The following is a 14,582-nucleotide window of genomic DNA, read 5'->3' on the forward strand; positions in this document are numbered from 1 at the left end:
TGGAGACATGGGTCGGCCATTCGCCCTTTCGGCGCGCGTTGACTTTCTCGGCCAAACATATTGGCCTGCTCTGTGGCCCTTCGGAAGACCACTGGTTCCTCCACGCGAGGTGTTGCTTGGCTCCCGCTCGAGCCGCCACGCAAGGTCGTCTGTGCCGGTGACAATCGCATCCTGCGACCCGTTGGCCGATCAGCGCGTGCTTCGGGTTCGGGGTGCAACATCAAGCGGCGCCATTTGCACGGATGGCGGCGAACCAACCACCATGGCGGGGGCGCCAGATTGCTCACCACGTTGGCTCTCTACTTCGCGGCTCATACCTTGTTGAGCAGCTTGCATCTCCGGAACGGTGAAAACCGGGACCTCGCCCTTGAAACCCTGGAGCTCAAACGCGCCCGCCTGAACGACCGGCATCGATGCTCCTGCCGCAAAACCGGGTCCAAGCACCAGGGGGATGCCCAGCTTCTTGGTCGTCGATTCGAGCCGCGCCGCGCGGTTCACGGGGGAGCCGATCGCGGTGTAATCGAAGCGCCGTTCGGAGCCGAAATTGCCTACCGAGCAGATGCCGGTCTCGATGGCGACGCCGATTTCGATGGATCGATGGCCATCCGCGGTGAAGGCGGCGTCTTCGCGCCTCACCCGCTCGATAAGGGCAAGGCCCGCGTCCAGCGCACGCTCACGATGATCGGGTTGATCCAGCGGTGCGTTCCAGAAGGCCAGTACCGCATCGCCCATGAACTTGTCGATGGTGCCGTCGCGCTTGAGGATCTCATCGGTCGCAATGCCGAGGAAATGGTTGACCACCTTGGCGATCTCTTGGGTGTCGAGCTGTTCGCTCATGGTCGTGAAGCCACGTATGTCGCTGATCAAAATTGTGATCTCGCGCTTCTCGCCGGACAGGATTGCCTCGGTGTCCGAGCTTGCGAGGCGCTGCACCACGGAGGGCGACAGATATTGGGAGAACTGTCGCGTCAGGGTGGACCGGCGCTGCTCGCTGCGCCTGTAGAGGACATAGCCTTCGAAGCCCGCAACCATGATGGTTGCAAGCGCCGGCTGCAGCGGGTCATAGAGTGCACCCTGCAGGCTGTACTCGAGAGCGCCGAACACGAACGGCGTGACGGCCAGCAGCGCCAGGGAGAGGGCGCCAAGCACGACACGCCCGGCGAGCACTCCGGAAAGCCCGATGAAAACGACGGCACTGAGGAGAAACCAGAGCCGCTCGAGCATACGCGCGTGCGCTGGCTCTGCCAGGAAGCTCCCGGCAAGCATCTGGCCGATCGCATCGGCGTGGATCTCCGCTCCTGGTCGCGCTGGACTCGTCGGCGTGGGCAGGTACTGCGTCAGGCCCACAGCCGACAGGTCGACAATGGCGATGGCGTCCCGCAGCCGCGGATCGCCATGGCCCGAAAGGATAGTGCTGGCAGACAGGCGAGGCGTGTCGGTGGCGGTTTCCCAGAGGCGGATGCTCCCCTCCGGCTCGAGCGGCACAATGGCGCCTGCCATCCTGAGTGCGTCGAACCCGGCTGCATTCATCCGGGCTGTGTAACCGTCCTGTCCAGCGTAAAGGCGCAGGAGCTCGAGTGCGAAAGACGGCCACAGCTGCGCGCGTTGAGGGGTGTTGCGAAGCCAGAGCAGCGGCACATGGCGCAGTACGCCGTCGGGATCGGGCAAGGTGCGAATCACGCCGAGGCCTGCGGCGGCGTTCGAGAATTCGGCAAGCGACCCGGTAAGACCGGTGAAGCCGGGAAGTGTATCGGGTACTTGCCCGACGATCGACCAGCCGGCTTTGGGTTCTGCTTCTGAAACCGTCGCTTCATTGCCCAGGCTGACGGCAAGCGCCGTTCGATTTTTGGACAGCGCCGCTGCCAGGCGCTTGTCTCCGGCCATGCCCTCAGGCGAGGTGTCAGCCTCGGGGAGTACCAGCGCAAGCCCGACCACCGCCGCGCCGGATTGCGTGATGCCATCGACCAGATCGGCCAAGAGGCCACGGTTCCAGGGCCATCGCCCATGTGCCTTGAGGCTGTCGTCGTCTATCGAGACGATCACGACAGGATTGCTCGTCGCCTGGCGTGGGGCGAGAAACTGATACAAGTCGTACGTCCGCTCACGCAGGCGCGACAACGGCCCGTCAAAAGCCAAATGGCAAGCGAGCAGCAGGAGCACGACCACAAGGCCGGATATTTTGCGCCTGCCGGCTTGCCGCCAATCAGCCCAGCGCCCACCGACCGAGTGGCTCATCTCGTGCAGCCAGGCCTAATCGCAGTTGTAGTAGTAGCAGCAACCCTCACCCTCACACTCGCCCCGCCGGCCCCCGCTGCCCGCAGGTGGCGTTGGGCTGTCAGGGAATTCCATGACCACTCCTGGCAGTGCGCCGTCCCTGGACCCGCAGACTTTGAGCGAGGAGCCTAGAGCCGACGCACAAATTGCGCTTACGTCCAACCCAGGACCCGGTGCGCCCGGCAGGCCGGTTCCCGCTATCCGGTCGATACTGTCCAAGATCGGGAAGGCGTCGATGCCGCCGTAGCCGGCCAGAAGCTTGCCATCGTCCGACGTGCAGGCGTAGCCCGGGTTCGTGATGACCAGCCGTTTGCCATTGATCGTGCAGGTCATGCGGCCGGCGCGCAATATGCCGACGGTCTGGCCGGCTGCCACCAGCACTTCGATGATGCCGCCTCTCGCTCCGAGCACCATGTGCGGCGTCGCAACCTGCATGACGCCCCCTTTCGAAACCTGGCCGCCATAAAAACGGGCCAGGCCGCTGTTCATCCCGATGTCGATCTTTCCCGACCCGGAGCCCGGATTGTAGACGAACTCATCGATCGTCAGGCTGGTGTTTGGACCAATCTTGGCGCTCGATTCATCCCGGAACACCAGCATTCCGAGACCGGTGGGATTGCTGCGCAACTGGTCGCCGAGTTCGACGCCGGCGCCAACGTTCATCGTCCCGCCGTTATTGCGGACGATGATGGTCTGATAGGCCGTCATCGACCCGACCGTCTCAGCGGCGGATGGTGCCGCGAAGGCGAGGCAGGCGATAAAAATGACGATCTGATGATACCTCATCGCGGCCTCTTTCAATTGAGCGTCAACGTATAGCTCATGAGCATTTCCAACGATTTTCGGTCGCGGTTGGCGAGGGCGAAGTTGGTTTTACGATAGGCGAGATCAACGCTGATCTTCTGCGCTTCCGTCAGCTGAAAATCGCTTTCCGAGGCAATGCGCCAGAAGTCGCTCTTGATATTTGTGCCGATGCCGACGGACAGATCGGGAGTGTCGCTGTGGCCGGCCGATAAGGCGATCTGGTGCGACCATGCGAAAAGATCCGGTACGTTCATCAACAGGCCGCCATAGCGGACCTCGCCCGTATAGCTGCGGCTGATTTCGCCCGATCCGGAAGCGAAGTCATTCGAGCCGACAAAGCGCAAGCCGAGCGCCTGGCCATTGCGGAAGCGGTAGCTGCCGCCTGCCTCATAGAAGACCCTGCTATCCGCGAAAATGCCTTGCGAGGCGCTTAGATCGATGTAGCCGCCACCGGCGAAGAGCGTCGTCTCGACCGTCGGGCGAACGACGAAACGTCCACTGAGGCCGATACCGGTTTCGTAAATGTCGCTGTCGAAACGATCCGTAACGGTGAACGCGGAAAGCAGCAGGCGCAGCGAATCGATCCCGCTGTTGGGCAGTCCCTTGTCCCAGGTTATCGCTGCGTTGCCGTGGATAAAAGTCTTCTCGCCACCCGGAACCGACAGGTCTTCCGTGAAAAGACGCTCAGTCGCGGTCAACGACCCCGAAAGAACGAGCGCGTCGGCACTTGGCGTGCCGAGGTCCCACCGCACAAAACCTTCCGCCTGCCCGTAAGGCGAGACGAAGCTGTCGTCGTCCTGCGCCCCGCCTGGCTCAAAATCGGTGAATGCGCTGAATACGCCGCCGGTCAGGGCGAGTTCCCAGGTGACGCCACGCAACGCGCGCTCGATGCGGGCGAGCAGGCGAACAGCTTCCTGTTGCTCACTTGCGGTCAGACCTCCGACTTCGATGCCGTACTGCACCTGCCGCCGGGCCAATTCATAGGACCCGACATGGTAATACAACCGGCTGGCCGCAAGCCGGGCGCGCGCATCGCGGGGGTACTGGATCAAATACTGCTCGATCGAGGAGATCGCCTGATCGTACTGTCCAGCGTTGACCGCAACCGTGACGAATTGGGCGAGCGTTCCATTGTCCGCCGGACTGGCGATGCGGGCCGCAAACGCATCGTCATAGGCCCCAAAAAGATCTTGTGCGCCGGCCGGCAACACGCCGGCACAAAGCAGCGCTGCGGCGACGCCGAAGATCGTTCGAAACGAAGATTGCATGCCGAGAACCCACCCCAAACCCGACTAGTGCGAGGGATTTAGCACGACTGCAAGAAAAAGGCGACTGAACGGTCGCCGGACTTATGCGAGTCTCAGCAGCTGTTGCAGCTGCGCAACAAGATATCGGGTTTATTCCTGTTTCGGCTCCGCTGATTGTCAAAAATTCTTCTCAACATTGCTGCACATAATTGAAGTATTTGGCCCAAGGCGTAACAACTCAAATCTCATCAGTAGTGGATCGCACAGCCGACAAGATTAATATTGGGTGGGCGATCCTGCGTATCTGATCACCAGGCTTCAAGGTCACCCACGGCTTCTCCAAAGGCCTTCCGTCGCGTTTCGCAAGGGGCGGAGAGCTGCCGGAGGTGCTTCTCACGAGGCGTGTGCGATCGGCCCGGGTCTTGCAATTTCTTTGAACGCGAGGTCAGCTCATTGCCCCAACTCCCAGGGACGCGTCACCGCACCCAGCTTGCTACAGCACGAGCATGGTCGCCAGCCCCAGCATCAGGCCCATGCCTACAATATCGGTCACGGTGGTGAGGAAGATCGCCGAGGCGACCGCCGGATCGGCGCCTACCCGGCGCAGGCCCAACGGGATCAGCACGCCGGAGATGCCGGACATGAGGCACGATCCGGACATGGCAAGCAAGATCACAAGTGCCAGCATCGGTGCCTGAGCCGCCGACTCCGGTCGCCTCGAGGCATAGAACCACATCGCCGCAGCCGCAACAACGCCGACGAGCGCGCCGTTGGCGACCGCGAGCGCGCCCTCTCTCATCACCAAGTGCAGCTTCGGTCGTTTGTCCACATCCCCCAGGGCAAGGCCGCGCAGCGTCATAGCCAGTGCCTGGCAGCCGGTGTTTCCGCTCTGCCCGGCCAAGACCGGGAGGAACGCCGCCAGGGCGACGATCTTCTCGATCGTGCCTGTGAAGGAACTGACCACGAATGCGGCCATGAAGGCCGTCAGGAGATTCAACTGCAGCCACGGATGACGCTTCAGGAAGGCTGAAAACAGCGGCGTAAAAGAGCGCTCCTCCTTCTGGAGGCCGACCATCTGGCCAGACTGGGCGGAAATCTCGATGATTTGCTGCTCGAACAAGCGCCAGCCGCGAACCTGCCCAAGCAGCCGGTTCTCCGCATCCACCACCGGATACACAGGGTAGTGACGCCGTACCGCCGCCTTGCATGCGTTACTCAAAGAGAGACCGACATCAAGAGCGAACGGCCTGGGCAGCATGATGTGATCGACAATCGCGTCGGGTTCGCTCAGCATCAGATCGCGCAGGACCGCCAGGCCAACCAGTTTATTGCCCTTGTCCGTGACGTAGAGATAAGTGAGCTCGGTCGGCACCTGGGCGCCTCTGACAGCTTCCACCGCGGCAGCAACCGTCGTCCCGACAGGAACGCTGGCGGGGATCGGGTCCATCACCTCGACGAGCGACTCGGGGATCGCGAAACCCATGTCACCATCATGAGAGCTGATGGGCCGCATATGCAGTGGCAAATGCTCGGCCACCTTACGGGCGTGCCCGTCAGGCAACAGCTTTAGTGTGTCGCGGATGAACTCGGGAGACTCTCTAGCGAGCAATTCAGCTGCGTCATCAGGTGCTCGAGCACGCAGCGTGCGCACCAACTTCTGAACGCCGGTCTCTTCGTTCATATGATATGGCCCCCCAATTGAAAGTGAGAAAGTTGTGAAGTGTCGGATCGCACCGGGGCGGAAATACGACAGCTTCTTCCGGCCCAGCAGTCCGCCTTGTGGTTCTCGCAAGCGCCGCCTGCACCCTCCTAGCTTGAGAAGGCAAAGCAGACGTCTACATTTTGGGCGTGCCTTCGGTCAGGTCAGCACGCGAGTGTCCGCGCTATTTCCCTCGCTTTTCAATCTTTAGATCTGGGAGGTCGGGTCGCTTGGATACCACACCGGCCTCCTTCAAGGCTGTATATCCAACCTTTTTGAGGAGCTTCTCTGTTTTGGCGCGCTCCTTGTCCAGAGCGGTATCACCTTTGACCTTGGGCATCCGTCCTCCATTTGGTCGTTGTCGTTCGCCGGTAAATGAGATTGCCGGAAATGTCCCGCAGTGTCGTGCTTTGACCCGCGGCCGAGGACTGCATTGAGGCGCATTGCCGCCCGGCAGCCTTTGGGCCGGAAGCGGACGGGCAGGCTATTCCTGCTGGAATTGACAGGGCCAATCTTCTGGCCTCGTCATGCCAGAAGGCAACTCGGTCCGGGCGTCTCCGCAAGCCATGTTGAGCTGCCACTGGGACAGACCCGCTGAATTGGACAGATCGAGGCCCTCGATACGGGTCAGAAAGAAAAAAGCGCCGTCAAAGTCTATCGGTGCGGTGAACTTCGCTCCTCGGAAGTCCGCCCGCGCGAGATTGGCAAACGAAAAGTGGCTGCCGCTGACATCGGCGTCATGGAACTGTGCACGCCCCAATTCCGCCTTTGTGAAATCAACATTGACCAGATTGGCGTCCTGGAAATTCGAGCGCTGCACTTCCGCGCCCGCAAACACAGCGCCCTGCGCGTCCATATGGCTGAAGTCGGTCCTGTAAGCCTCGATTTTGTCGAACCGGGCGCCTTTGGCGGTCGAGCCGGCCAGGGAAGCGCGCACAAGCGTTGCCTTCTCAAAATTTGCCGCAAGGAGATTGCTGTTCCTGAGGTCGGTCGAAGTGAAATCAACACCGAACAGGTTTGCCCCGCTCAGGTCCTGTCCTTCTAGGATGAGAAGCTTTTTGTCACACTCCTGCCAATTGACGCCAGGCGTTGCGGCCGCGTAGCAATCTTGAGCGGCGGTGGCGTTTTGCCAAGCCAATACAGTGCAAACCGCCAGAACCAAGCCGGATCCGCCGTAAGCTCTGGTTCGTCTCAAAGTCATTGTTGCTGGACCCCTCTGCTACTCGTCGACAATCAGCCTTACCACATCTGCTGACACTCGAGCCACGGTAACGACCGCCGTCACAGTTTGCGCATCAACGAACCGCCGATAGCCAGCGGCAGCTTGCGGAAATTATCGAGAGTGGGGAAAGGCTTTGACGGCAGAGTGCCTTTTCGCGGATGCGCATGAGCGCCTCAAGTGCACGAACGAGGAGCGTGAGCAGCGCCTGGGGGAGCGTCTGACGCTCGCGAAGGAAATGACGGGGAGCGTAGATCCGTTGGATTTCATAGAAACCTGGATATCCCCCGGCCAGAGACACCATCCAAAGTTCGGTGGTGACCCTCCCAGCGCCGGCGGGGCGGAGAGCGACAGCTGAAGCGTGAGGCCGTGACAACCATAGTGACTGTCAACGAGCGCCTTCCCGTGGTTCGAGCCATCGGTCGTGTGAACCCATCCTGTTGCACGTCGTAGCCGCCGATTGCCGCACGAATCGCTGGAAGTCTTTCGAAGCTGAAATTCTTGGGTTACGTGTGACAGGTGGCATCCCGAGAAGGTGAATCGACGAACGGACTGACGACTATGTCGATCCAAAATCTGAAAGGTCCCGTATCATCCCGTATGCTCCCGCGACCCCAAACTGCCGACCATAGCTGACCTCGTTTTGCAAACGTTGGGAGACAGGGTCCAGAACGGCGGAAATGGGGACGGTTGCAGATCGGCAGCTGCGGCAACAGCGCGCGACCAGCCGACGGTCTAGCGCCTCGATATGCCGATGAGACTTGGGAAGTAACAAACAAGCGGCAGCTTGCAGGCAGTTGTAATCGGTGGAATGGATTTACGAGTCGAGGCGCCGGACCAGGACGGGCTCACTTGCCTCGAAGTTCAGCCTGTTGGAATGGCGCGGAAGAACGAGTAGTGGTATCTAACGAGCCGGCGGCCCCTCGATGTTTGACCGCTCGTCCTGCAACTCTCGTATGTCGTCCCGCAAAGTGGTGGCGCTACCGACCACTTCGTTCCGCATTGTTTAAACAGCGTATGACTCGTTACAGTCAAATTTTTTTCTGAGCTGCGAAAGGCCGACACTAGAACCGTAAAAAAATTACGCTTTTGATTTTAACGAAAAATCGCCGCAAGAAATATTTTGAGGTTTCACCAGCTATCGGGATCAATCGAGGGATTTTTGGACCTTGAGGCATTCGATGGCCTACCGAACCGCCTCAAAAAGTACCGTCACCTCTTCGGTTGACCCAGTCGTTGATCGGCCGTCATACGAGTCCTATGCTGGCACGCTGGCCAGTGAAGCAGTCGTCGGCGTTTATTCGCCGGCTCAGGGATTTATGCCCACGCTTCAGGTCGAAGAAAGGCAGGGGTGTCCGTTCCAGGCTCTTGGCAAGTGGGCTAAGATTATCCTGCCGATTGTAGCTGCCAACCAAGATGTTGTCGGTCACCTCGCTGAAAAAGTACACCCAGAAATAGTCAAGCCATCAGGAGCAAGTAGGTCATAAGGTGGCCTTGCGGTCCTCCTTTCCGGAGCGGTTTCGCTTGCCTGTTCAAACTCGGACGGCTGTTACCCAAAAACCGCAGTGGGTATTTTATGTGCCATTTTTGCGACATTCTATAGAATTTTGCTTGAATTCAGCGTTTTAGCGGTCACTAAATCAATAAGTGCTCCCATATTTTGCAAATTTGTGAACAATCACGGTTGAGTTGTAACGCCTGGCAATAATGGCGCAGGGGAACGTTGGGGTGGGGTGAAATGAATACGACATCTATGTCGGCGATAGGCAAACGCCTCGGCCTGCTGACGACGGTCGCCATATTGAGTTGTGGGAATGCTCACGCGCTCACTCTCCAGGAGGCGATGGCGGTTGCGGTGGAGTCCAACCCCGAAATTGGCCAAGCGATCGAAAACCGCGAAGCAATCGAATTCGAGCTACGCCAAGCGAAGGGACTTTATCTTCCCAGCGTCGATGTCGAGGCGTCGGCGGGGGTTCGTCGTCTCGACAATTCCTCCCGGCGTTCGCTGTCCATAGAGGATGACGCGCTCTATCCGGCGGAAGCCGATGTCGTTGTCACGCAGACGCTTTATGACAGCGGCGCAAGGCGGGCGGAACTGAATCGTCAGGCGTCGCGGGTCGACGGCGCATCGTTCCGGGTGCTGGAACGGTCTGAATTCATTGGACTGACTGTCGTCCAGGACTATCTCGAATACATGCTGCAGGCTTCGATCGTTTCAGAAGCGAAGAAGAATCTGGGCTTTCACCAGGCAATCCTCGGCGACATCCGGCAAGGTATTGCAGGCGGCGCGTTGAACGAGGCTGATCGCCAGCAGGCCGAGGAGCGGCTGTTCGCTGCCAAGGCACGTATGCAGGAGGCGACCGAAGAACTGGAGGCTTCCAAGATACGGTTCTTCAAGACGGTCGGTAAGCCGCTGACCAACGCGTCAAGGCCAGGCGATGTCTCGAGCGCGCTGCCAAGGTCGCTCGACGACGCGCTAGGGCTGGCGCGACAGAACAATCCGCGCGTCCACATGGCCAACAGCGATATCGACGCCGCCGCCTCCCTGGTGGATGCGGCGCGGGCGAAATTCGGGCCCTCCGTCATCGCCGAAGGCCGCGCCCGCGGCGGCTATGACATCGACGGCGACGATGGCGACGCTAGCGACCTGCAGGCGCGGCTGGTGCTGCGCTGGAACCTCTATCGCGGCGGCATCGACAAAGCCAACGAGCAAGAGCAGGTCCGCCGCACCAGCGAGCAGCGCCTTGTGCTGCACCAGGTTCTGCGCGAGATCGAGGAAGCCGTCCGTACGTCATGGGATCGCCGCTTCCGGCAGGCCGATCTGGCAAAGACATTGAAGCTTCAGGCTGCCGCCAACGAAAGGCTGGTGGCGTCCTATCGCGAGCAGTTCAAGGTCGGACAGCGCTCGCTGCTCGATGTCCTCGACGCGCAGAACACGCGGTTCAACACAGCTACGCTTGCCGACACCGCATCCTACGCGTCGCTTTTCGCGCAGTACCGGCTGCTGGCGGCAACCGGGCAGTTGCTGAAGACCATGAATCTTCAGCCGGCAAAACAGGCCACCGCCTATGCCAAGGCCGAGTTCAATGCGCCTGAAACGGCCGATACCGAAACCTATGCGCGCACGCCGTCGGAGCAGATGAACGATCTGCCTTTCGACATCCTCGCACCGGTAAGAAAGAAGTAGGAAGGTCAAGGACGAACGATAGTCCTGCGGGCCAATCGTGAACCCACAACCCAAAATCCTCTCCCCAAAAGAGGCGTTCAAGGCCTGCTTCTCCGCTGTTGCCGGGTACCTCGGCAGGCCGAGTTCCGAGACCGTGCTGTTTGCCGGCGTGCCGCTGTCAGACACCCGCATCGATATCGACGCCATCCGGCATCTTGCCGAACGCATCGGTCTTGAAATCACGGAATTCAGCCATCGCGACTTTCTTCGCGGACGCATCGACCTTCCCGCCATTCTGTTTCGCGTCAGCCAGTTGCCTGTAGCGCTGCTTGCCCAGACCGAGGACGGTGGATTTACGACCGCTCCCCAGGAAGACGGCCGCACGACAATCAGCAAATCCGAGTTTTCCGGAAGTTATATTAGTGGCGGCGTTTCGTTCTCGATAACCTATGCCAACGCAGTAGAGGCGATGAGCGTCGGTTCGGCGGCCAAGATCGAGCGGCGACATTGGCTGACTGGCACGATGGGGCCGTTCTGGCGCACCTATTCGAAGGTCATCCTGTCGGCGGTATTCATCAATCTGCTGGCTCTTGCCTCACCGATCTTCACCATGAACGTCTACGACAGGATCTTGCCGAACAAGGCGATATCGACGCTCTGGGTGCTGTCGATCGGGATCGGCGCGGTCATTCTGTTCGACCTGCTCTTGAAGACCGCCAGAGCGTCACTGATCGACTATGCCGGGCGCAAGGCCGATCTTCGCATCTCCTATATGCTGTTCGAGAAGGTTCTGAACTCGTCCTTGTCGGCACGGCCCGGCTCAACCGGCGAATATGCAAATCGGGTGACGCAGTACGAGTTCGTGCGCGAGTTTTTCACGTCGAACACCATCAGCGTTTTCATCGACACAGCATTCGTCTTCGTCTTTCTTCTTGTCATCTATGCGATAGGCGGTTGGCTGGTCGTCATACCGGCCATTGCTTTTGTCGCCTCGGTGATCGTCGGGCTGATCACGCAAAGGCGCATCGGCAAACGCGTTGCCGCTTCCATGAACGAGGCTTCGCAGCGCCAGGCCCTGCTGGTCGAATCCATCTCCACGCTGGAAACGATCAAATCGCTGCGGGCAGAGGCGTACCTTCTGCGAAAATGGGCGGAGCATTCCAAGAACGCATCCAACACGTCCGAGAAGATCAAACAGCTTTCGGCTGCCGCCGGCAACATAACCCAAGCCATCCAGCAGATGGTCACCGTCGCTTTGATCGTGGCCGGCGCCTATGCCTTTTCGGAAGGGCATGTCTCGACCGGCGCCATCATCGGCACCGTCATGCTGGCAGGCCGGGCGGTGGCCCCGCTTGGGCAGATTGCGATCACCTTGTCCAGACTTCGCCAGGCGATGCTGTCCCTGCGAATGGTGAATTCGATCATGGCGCAGCCTGAGGATCGGCCGGACACGGTTGGTTTCGTCAACCGCCCCATTCGCAACGGTGCAATGGCATTCAGGAATGTTGGCTTTGTCTACCCGGGTTCCGAAAACGAAGTGCTGACCGGCCTGAATTTCTCGGTGAAGCCCGGTGAGCGGATTGGCATCATCGGCCGCATAGGCTCGGGAAAGACGACCATGGGGCGGCTGATCGGCAGGCTGTTCCTGCCGACCTCCGGCGAGCTGCTGCTGGACGGGATCGACATCCGTCAATACCACCCGTCGGAGGTTCGCGCCGCGGTCGGGATCGTCGCGCAAGCAAACGATCTGTTTTCGGGCACCATCAAGGAAAATCTCCTGATGGCGTGCCCGGAGGCGACCGATGAGCAGATCGTCGACGCGGCCAAGGCTGCCGGCGTCGACGACTTCGTCTCCCGCCATCCGCGAGGCTACGACATGAATGTCGGCGAGCGCGGCACCAATCTTTCGGGCGGTCAGAGGCAGACAATGGCAATTGCCCGCCTGTTGCTGACCAAACCGAAAATCGTGTTCCTGGACGAGCCGTCCGGCTCGATGGATCTGGCTTCCGAGCGCCAGCTGATCAAGCAGCTCAAAGTGGCTTTCGATCGCAACACGACCCTGATCGTATCGACGCACCGCTTCAGCATGCTCGAGCTGGCCGACCGCCTGATCGTCATCGAGCAGGGCAAGATCGTTGCCGATGGACCGAAAGACCAAGTGATACAAGCGCTTCAGAAAACAAGCGCCTGACGAACAGAATTATGCGTCAATACAGCACGTTGGGACGTGGTAAATGCTAGCCAGGGAAGACCGTCCGCCGCTTTTTGCGTCGGCTTCGATATTCATTATCGGAGCGCTTTTTGCGAGTTCGGTAGCCTGGGCATCCTTCGCCGAGGTCGATGAAATCGCACGCGGCGACGGCAAGATCATACCGGCGTCGAAGACCCAGATCATCCAGGCCAGCGAGCCGGGCGTGGTTCAGGAAATCGCGGTGACGATCGGTCAGGTCGTCAAGAAGAATGACCTCATCATTCGTCTCGACAACACCTTCAACACTTCCAGCCTTGGCGAGCAGCAGGCCAAGGCGCGGGCGCTGCAGACGCGCATTGCACGGCTCCAATTCGAACAGACCGGCAGCCTCGAGGGCGCGTTTCCCTGTCCGTCCGAGATCCAGAAGGTGGCGCCGGAAATCTGCGACAACGAGCAGAAGCTGCTAATCGCGCGGCGCGACAACTTCGAAGTCAAACTGTCGGTTCTAAAGTCGCGGCTCGATCAGCGTGAGAAGGAACTCGACGAAGCCAACGCCAATGCCGATCGCCTCACCAAGAACCTGGCCGTCAGCGACCAGGAGGCGAAGCTGGTCGAAGCGATGGTCAAGAAAGGCCTGATGGCGCGAACCGAGCAGCTCCGCGTCGAGCGCGAGCAGACCGAGCTCAATGGTCAGCTGACGCTTGCCGGAGAGACCATCAAGAAAGCCAGGTCTGCCATCACGGAAGCCAAGCTTCAGGTCGACGAACTTGGCCTGCAACTGCAACAGGAAGCGCTCAGCGATCTGACGCAGGCGCTGGCCGATCTCTCGGTGGTGGACGAGACGATACGCGGTGCCACCGACAAGGTGGCGCGTACCGATATCCGTTCGCCTGTCGACGGTATCGTCAACACGCTTGACATCAACACGGTCGGCGCCTTCGTCCAGCCCGGCGCGGTCGTCGCGGGTATCGTGCCGACGTCCGAGACCCTGCTGGTCGAAGCCCGGGTCTCACCGCGGGACGTCGCCTTCATCCGGCCGGGCCAGGATGCCCTGATCAAGGTGACCGCCTATGACTTCTCGATCTTCGGCGGCATCGAAGGCAAGGTGTCGAACATCACTGCCGACAGCCTTGTCGACCAGAAGACCGGCGAACCGTACTATCAGGTGCGTGTCGCCACCGACAAATCGACCCTGACACGCGACGGCAAGACCTATTCGATCATCCCCGGCATGATCTGTTCGGTCGACATCAAGACCGGACGCAAAACGATTCTCACCTACCTTCTGAAACCAATCAACAAGGCGCGGGAGGAGGCAATGAGTGAGCGATAGTGCGATCTCCCGCCCGGTCGATCGCGACCGGCTGCTGCCACCGCTGGCGAGTGAGGATTTCGGTCTCGAGTTCCGGGTTGTGGCGCGTGGCGGCACGCGCCGCGGCATTCGTCTGGAGAGGGCGTTCTGGACTTCGCTGAAGCAGATGGCGGAAAGCCGCAAATGCACGATCGGCACACTGATCGAGGAAATTGCAGAGAGCCACGCCAACGCCGGAAACCTGACATCGGCAATCCGCGTAGCCTGCATGCGTGGACTGGCCGACCAGAACGTCACCTTGCAGAGGCTCGCGTCGATCAAGACCATCAACGCCATTCTCGTCGCCTGTCCCTCGCCGGCCTTTGCCCTGGCATCGTCGAAGAAGATCCTGACCTTCAATGCGCCGTTCCAGCAGCTGGTGCGGCGGCAATTGCCGGTGGCGCCGAACGAGGACGCGCGCCAGGATCTCAAGCTGGCGCTGGACCTCAATGTCGCCGACATATTCGCCAGGCTCGACGCCAATGGCGAGACGCCGGTCGCGACCGGTTTCGTCATAGGCGCCGGCGACCGCCGCTACCGCGGTCAACTGAGCGCGGTGCGGGCGCCGGTGGTCGAGCCGGAACTGCTGATGGCGTTCGTCTTCGGGGGCTAGAGCAATTCCGGGAAAAGT

At 60.2% G+C, this 14,582-nt stretch carries 11 protein-coding genes; 5 read left to right on the forward strand and 6 right to left on the reverse strand.

The window, feature by feature from the left end:
• Positions 1-189: 189 nt before the first annotated feature.
• The 6 genes from NLY37_RS14750 to NLY37_RS14775 form a co-directional block, all read right to left on the reverse strand.
• Positions 190-2,235 (reverse strand): CHASE2 domain-containing protein, encoded by a 2,046-nt coding sequence (locus NLY37_RS14750; RefSeq protein ID WP_023741859.1) that lies wholly within the window; start codon positions 2,233-2,235, stop codon positions 190-192.
• 15 nt (positions 2,236-2,250) lie between these two features.
• A complete protein-coding gene (locus tag NLY37_RS14755; protein WP_023667958.1) occupies positions 2,251-3,060 on the reverse strand; it encodes a FecR family protein in 810 nt (269 codons plus the stop codon).
• An 11-nt stretch (positions 3,061-3,071) separates the two neighbouring features.
• Positions 3,072-4,346 (reverse strand): tetratricopeptide repeat protein, encoded by a 1,275-nt coding sequence (locus NLY37_RS14760; RefSeq protein WP_023741860.1) that lies wholly within the window; start codon positions 4,344-4,346, stop codon positions 3,072-3,074.
• A 472-nt stretch (positions 4,347-4,818) separates the two neighbouring features.
• A complete protein-coding gene (locus NLY37_RS14765) occupies positions 4,819-6,006 on the reverse strand; it encodes a magnesium transporter (protein ID WP_023741861.1) in 1,188 nt (395 codons plus the stop codon).
• A 202-nt stretch (positions 6,007-6,208) separates the two neighbouring features.
• The gene (locus NLY37_RS14770) at positions 6,209-6,364 is read right to left on the reverse strand and encodes a hypothetical protein (protein WP_023687778.1); all 156 of its coding nucleotides are present in this window, start codon (positions 6,362-6,364) and stop codon (positions 6,209-6,211) included.
• Positions 6,365-6,508: 144 nt separating this feature from the next.
• Positions 6,509-7,225, reverse strand: coding sequence for a pentapeptide repeat-containing protein (locus NLY37_RS14775; protein WP_023741862.1), 717 nt, complete (start codon positions 7,223-7,225; stop codon positions 6,509-6,511).
• A gap of 1,199 nt (positions 7,226-8,424) precedes the next feature.
• Here NLY37_RS14775 and NLY37_RS14780 point away from each other — a divergent pair.
• The 5 genes from NLY37_RS14780 (at position 8,425) to NLY37_RS14800 (ending at position 14,564) form a co-directional block, all read left to right on the forward strand.
• Entirely contained in the window at positions 8,425-8,730 is a 306-nt protein-coding gene (locus NLY37_RS14780; protein WP_156933931.1) for a hypothetical protein, read from the forward strand.
• 251 nt (positions 8,731-8,981) lie between these two features.
• Positions 8,982-10,430 (forward strand): TolC family protein, encoded by a 1,449-nt coding sequence (locus NLY37_RS14785; RefSeq protein WP_023741864.1) that lies wholly within the window; start codon positions 8,982-8,984, stop codon positions 10,428-10,430.
• A 37-nt stretch (positions 10,431-10,467) separates the two neighbouring features.
• Positions 10,468-12,600 carry a type I secretion system permease/ATPase gene (locus tag NLY37_RS14790; RefSeq protein ID WP_023687775.1) on the forward strand — a complete coding sequence of 711 codons (2,133 nt, stop codon included), beginning with the start codon at positions 10,468-10,470 and terminating at the stop codon, positions 12,598-12,600.
• 43 nt (positions 12,601-12,643) lie between these two features.
• Positions 12,644-13,933 (forward strand): HlyD family type I secretion periplasmic adaptor subunit, encoded by a 1,290-nt coding sequence (locus NLY37_RS14795; RefSeq protein WP_023667951.1) that lies wholly within the window; start codon positions 12,644-12,646, stop codon positions 13,931-13,933.
• Positions 13,923-14,564: a ribbon-helix-helix domain-containing protein gene (locus tag NLY37_RS14800; protein ID WP_023712249.1), complete on the forward strand. Its 642-nt coding sequence runs from the start codon at positions 13,923-13,925 to the stop codon at positions 14,562-14,564. Before NLY37_RS14795 ends, NLY37_RS14800 begins: the two co-directional genes overlap by 11 nt.
• Positions 14,565-14,582: the final 18 nt, after the last annotated feature.

The organism is Mesorhizobium sp. C395A, assembly GCF_030323205.1.
Taxonomy (GTDB): Bacteria; Pseudomonadota; Alphaproteobacteria; order Rhizobiales; family Rhizobiaceae; genus Mesorhizobium.

What these genes read in the sequence shown, in the direction of transcription:
- NLY37_RS14750 (WP_023741859.1), bottom strand. Translation starts at nt 2,235, where the DNA reads ATGAGCCACTCGGTCGGTGGGCGCTGGGCTGATTGGCGGCAAGCCGGC.
- NLY37_RS14755 (WP_023667958.1), bottom strand. Translation starts at nt 3,060, where the DNA reads ATGAGGTATCATCAGATCGTCATTTTTATCGCCTGCCTCGCCTTCGCG.
- NLY37_RS14760 (WP_023741860.1), bottom strand. Translation starts at nt 4,346, where the DNA reads ATGCAATCTTCGTTTCGAACGATCTTCGGCGTCGCCGCAGCGCTGCTT.
- NLY37_RS14765 (WP_023741861.1), bottom strand. Translation starts at nt 6,006, where the DNA reads ATGAACGAAGAGACCGGCGTTCAGAAGTTGGTGCGCACGCTGCGTGCT.
- NLY37_RS14770 (WP_023687778.1), bottom strand. Translation starts at nt 6,364, where the DNA reads ATGCCCAAGGTCAAAGGTGATACCGCTCTGGACAAGGAGCGCGCCAAA.
- NLY37_RS14775 (WP_023741862.1), bottom strand. Translation starts at nt 7,225, where the DNA reads ATGACTTTGAGACGAACCAGAGCTTACGGCGGATCCGGCTTGGTTCTG.
- NLY37_RS14780 (WP_156933931.1), top strand. Translation starts at nt 8,425, where the DNA reads ATGGCCTACCGAACCGCCTCAAAAAGTACCGTCACCTCTTCGGTTGAC.
- NLY37_RS14785 (WP_023741864.1), top strand. Translation starts at nt 8,982, where the DNA reads ATGAATACGACATCTATGTCGGCGATAGGCAAACGCCTCGGCCTGCTG.
- NLY37_RS14795 (WP_023667951.1), top strand. Translation starts at nt 12,644, where the DNA reads ATGCTAGCCAGGGAAGACCGTCCGCCGCTTTTTGCGTCGGCTTCGATA.